We start from the raw sequence: 3622 nt of genomic DNA, 5'->3' as shown, positions 1-3622 counted from the left end.
ACTAAATAGAGGAATTAAAACGATAGCTTTTGGTAGATCTATGGAAAAACTTCGTAGCTTAAAAGAAAAATTGAGTAATAGCAATTTATTGACATTGAAAGCAGGAAATGCCTTTGACAATAACAGTATTTATGAGGCTGCTAAAGATGTTGACGTAATTTTTCAATGTGCAGCTGTTCCATATGTGGAAATGCATCATTCTCAAATCCCTTTAGGAAAGGCTGTCATGACTGCTGCGGATAAACGTAGCAAAAAAATCGTATTTATTGATGGAATATATCCCTATGGAAAAGCAAGAACCCCATTAGTCGATGAGGAACATCCAAAAAATCCCCATACTAAGAAGGGAAAAGTTAAACTTGAATTAGAAAAACTAATTTTCAGTAATGATTGGATAAAGGTCGAACCAATGATTATAAGACTTCCAGATTATTATGGCCCTACAGCAAATTTCAACTCCTATTTAGGGATGACGTTGGTAAATATAGCGAAAGGAAAAATATCTTCTTATATTGGTTCTCTTTCTATTCCAAGAGAGTATGTATATCTACCCGATGCGGCAAAAATGATAATAGAACTTGCTATGAATAATGATGCATACGGACAAAACTGGAATATCCCAGGAAACATTATAACCGGCAAGAGACTCATCCAGATAGCCCAATCTACAGCAGGAAAATCTGCTACGGTAATCCCCTTAACAAGATACATGTTAAAGCTGATTGGAATATTCAGCCCTGTTATGAAAGAGATGGTTGAAATGTCTTATTTAACAGAAACTCCTGTTTACTTAGATGGCAGCAAGTATAAAAAGACAATTGGTTCCTTAATCCAAACTTCATTTGAAGTAGGTATAGCCGAAACAATTCGCTCCATTCAAAAAGACACTCAGTCAGCCAAATAATATATTCAGATATTGAGAGAATTTAGGATATAATTATTCTAGCTTCTAAATAAATTCTAATAATTAAACAGAAATACTAAAGAAAGATTCTTATATTCATTCTCATTTTTTAAGGATGCAGTTTCATGAAGGTTTATTTCTAATACCAACAGCGTGAATACACTTATCTTACTACTAAATCAATGCTAAACCCTCGTGTAGTTCACGCAGTAGCCCTGATACCAATAGGAATTATCTTGTCTTCAAGCTGCTTTATTTTTTTTTAACTAATTAATTTTATGAACGATTATTCATCTTTACAATTTGGCTATTTCGTTTTGCAATATAAGCTTCAGCTTCATCATTTATTCCAATAAGCTTTAGCTTCCTCTTCCAGTGCCTTTAATCTTTTGTAGTAATCAGGGAACTCATTAAGATGAGCTAATGCAATCTTTCCAGTAATAATAGGATCATCATCTGTGACATTTGTTTGACTAGATATTTTTCCATGTTCAAGCTCTGTATTTACTCCCACCCAGAACTCATCTAAATCAAACATACTTTTATTGAAATCAATACCTAAAAGTAAAGCAATTGCTGCCGCTTCTTCTCTAGAAAAGGATTTAGCCCGAGCCGCATAACGATTATTTCTATACCCATTTGTACTTGGATAAACGTAGGGCATCACATAATTACCACTGTTAATGAAGTGATTCAAATACAGACCATTATAATTGTACAAAGCACATCTCTCCTAAAAGGTAGTTATCAACAATATACGTTAATTACCTTTTTTTGAGCATGTCTAGTTAGTGCCAGATACGTTTTTTAACAAACTAGAAAATACTATATCTGCATAATATAATTCCAACGATAACTAGCTCTTTTATCATTACTATTCTTTGTCAATAGGCGAATGAATATGATCTGTAAAAGTATCAATATAAATATTCCCATTCGCTGCAAGAACTGCATAAACCACTTCATTTTTCGTTACATTACGTTTTCTTAACTCTGATTGCAGCCAAGAATCGGAAAGATTATTTTGTTCTAAGTTCTCCTTAATTATTTCACCATCCATAATGAGTTCAATTGGCAGCCTATGTTCAGGCAGCACCTGCACCATTAAATCCTGCCTAGTTACGCTCCTATATTGTGGCTTTTTTAATACTGTCATTGACCCATTCGTCTCAATAATGGCAAATAGAACCTCTTCTACATTAAACACATCTTTCTCTCTAAGTTGTTGATTTAAATAATCTATTGTATATCGCATTTTATTCATGTTTTTTTCTAAAACTTTACCATTTTGTATTACAATAGTTGGATCGCCAGCTAGAAATTTTCTTGCTTTCCTGTTTTTCAACGACAATATCGCAATGAGAAAAATAACGATTACATAAATAGAAAATGCAATGATCGTATGATGTACTTTTATAGAAGTATTAAATGCTAAATTCGCTGATATTGCTCCCATCGAAATTGTTGCAACAAAATCAAAGATAGTCATTTGCGATATAGTTTGTTTACCTAATATTCGGGCACCAATCAATAAAAGTCCAAAAGAAGTAATAGATCTTAAAATAACTTCAATATGTTCAGGCAACGTTTCACCTCATTATTTGTTTTTTTGTTATTCTTAGCTTAGGATAAAATTATAATTCGTAATAAGTAATAATTCGATTTTAATCGTATCTTACTTAATTAATCCTCTTTGTTCCTTTAATAAAGTTCAAGTTGGCCGATAATATTAGCAATGAAATTTCTCAGCAGGTTTTACTGATTATTTCCTTTTCATAGAACCCTCCTCTTCAACCACTGCGGGTAATCACTTTTTCGTGTCAGAGCATTCTAGACTAATTAGACAAAGCTCATAGTGTTGTTGTACAAGAAACTGGAATCCTTAATAGTATCATAACAATAAGTTTCAATGAAGTTCTTTGTGCCTACCTGCTTCCTCATGTCTTTTGCTATTTCGTTACGCCATCCAGGAGTATGTATTAACTTCTGTTTCAAATCTACAAATCTAACAAACACTTTTGAAAGAACGGCAGATGTATTTTTATGCTCGACGAACCATTCTTTCAACAAGACTTGAAGTAGAGGCTATTAATCGAAGAAACTTTCTGATTTTTCGTTGCACTGGATCATCCTCTTGCAAAGCAAACTGTTCTGCTGGAATAAGATTTTCACGGATAAATATTAGCTTTAAAGAATATACATAAGATATTAAAGGTACTTGATTCTGTATAAATTATATCTTTCTGCAAAAAAAGGCATCCTGCTTTATTAACTGGATGCCTTAAATTATGCTTCTACATTAGGTATATCCACATAGATTTATAAATCTTCACTTATCTATACTCCTTCACCGTTAACCTAATCTAACGGGTACGAAGTTCTGCGAATAAGCGAGTATTCGAGAAAAAATTGTATTAAACTGAAGGAGTTTAATGTGTTTCTTCATAAATATGACCTTTTACAATTTTTCCATTACAAAAGTACTTATTTTTCTTAGCGCTAGCATAAGAAAATTGCTGCCTTACTATTTAAATTATTACTTCGCAATTTTAAAACATTTCTTCTAATTCTTCAGCCATTTCAAATATCCTTTGATTATGCAGCATGATCGAATATTCTTATTAAGCTTTTTTCTATTAACCTAGCGACGTTTAGAAAGTTGCAGTAAATCAATAACTAATAGAAAAAATCATCAGACTTCATTAAAATCTAAATTAA

Annotated in this window: 3 protein-coding genes; 1 reads left to right on the top strand and 2 read right to left on the bottom strand. The window is 32.2% G+C overall.

Annotated elements, in window-relative coordinates:
- Nucleotides 1-904, top strand: a 904-nt coding sequence (locus B3N22_RS16985; protein ID WP_286908904.1) for an NAD-dependent epimerase/dehydratase family protein, incomplete at its 5' end; no start/stop codon positions are given.
- A gap of 340 nt (nt 905-1244) precedes the next feature.
- Here B3N22_RS16985 and B3N22_RS16980 read toward each other — a convergent pair.
- Both B3N22_RS16980 and B3N22_RS16975 read right to left on the bottom strand, forming a co-directional pair.
- Nucleotides 1245-1625 carry a DUF5661 family protein gene (locus B3N22_RS16980; protein ID WP_235850226.1) on the bottom strand — a complete coding sequence of 127 codons (381 nt, stop codon included), beginning with the start codon at nt 1623-1625 and terminating at the stop codon, nt 1245-1247.
- Between the two features lie 153 nt (nt 1626-1778).
- Nucleotides 1779-2489, bottom strand: a complete 711-nt coding sequence (locus tag B3N22_RS16975) for a DUF421 domain-containing protein (protein ID WP_095329283.1) — start codon at nt 2487-2489, stop codon at nt 1779-1781.
- Nucleotides 2490-3622 lie beyond the last annotated feature (1133 nt).

This window comes from Clostridium sp. UBA1652 (assembly GCF_002320975.1).
Taxonomy (GTDB): Bacteria; Bacillota; Clostridia; order Clostridiales; family Clostridiaceae; genus Clostridium_T; species Clostridium_T intestinale.
This window is presented reverse-complemented; position numbering and strand designations above follow the sequence as displayed.